Origin of the sequence: Desulfobulbus alkaliphilus, assembly GCF_016918545.1 — a bacterium.
Classification (GTDB): domain Bacteria; phylum Desulfobacterota; class Desulfobulbia; order Desulfobulbales; family Desulfobulbaceae; genus Desulfobulbus; species Desulfobulbus alkaliphilus.
Genome location: NZ_JAFFQC010000237.1, coordinates 1 through 449 on the forward strand (window position 1 = coordinate 1; position 449 = coordinate 449).

1 protein-coding gene is annotated in these 449 nt (G+C 69.0%); it reads right to left on the reverse strand.

What is annotated here, in order from left to right:
* Window positions 1-449, reverse strand: a 449-nt coding sequence (locus JWG43_RS20865) for a protein phosphatase 2C domain-containing protein (RefSeq protein ID WP_504208228.1), incomplete at both ends; no start/stop codon positions are given.

The window sequence follows — 449 nt, forward strand, 5'->3', positions numbered from 1 at the left end:
GGGCGAGCTGGACGAGCCGCTCGGCACAGGCCGTCACGTCGGTGTTCTCGACCATGGTGCGCTCGATCGTCTCGAGGCTGACCATGCCGCTCAACCCGTCGGAGCACAGCAGCCAGCGGTCGCCTGGATGCGCCTCGCGGACGGAGAGGTCGGGGCTGAGGTCGAGGTCGAAGTCGCCGAGGACCCGCATGACGACAGAGCGCTGCGGGTGGTGCTCGGCCTCCTCGGCGGTGATCTTGCCGGTGTCGACGAGGTGCTGGACGAAGGTGTGGTCCTTGGTCACCTGGCTCAGCTGGCCGCCGCGGAGCAGATAGCCCCGGGAGTCACCCATGTGGGCCATCGCCAGCTTGTTGCCCGAGCGCAGCAGAGCGGTCACCGTGGTGCCCATGCCGGAGAGCTCAGAGTCTTCGCGGGCCCTGCGGACGAGCTCGAGCCGTGCGGTCTCGATG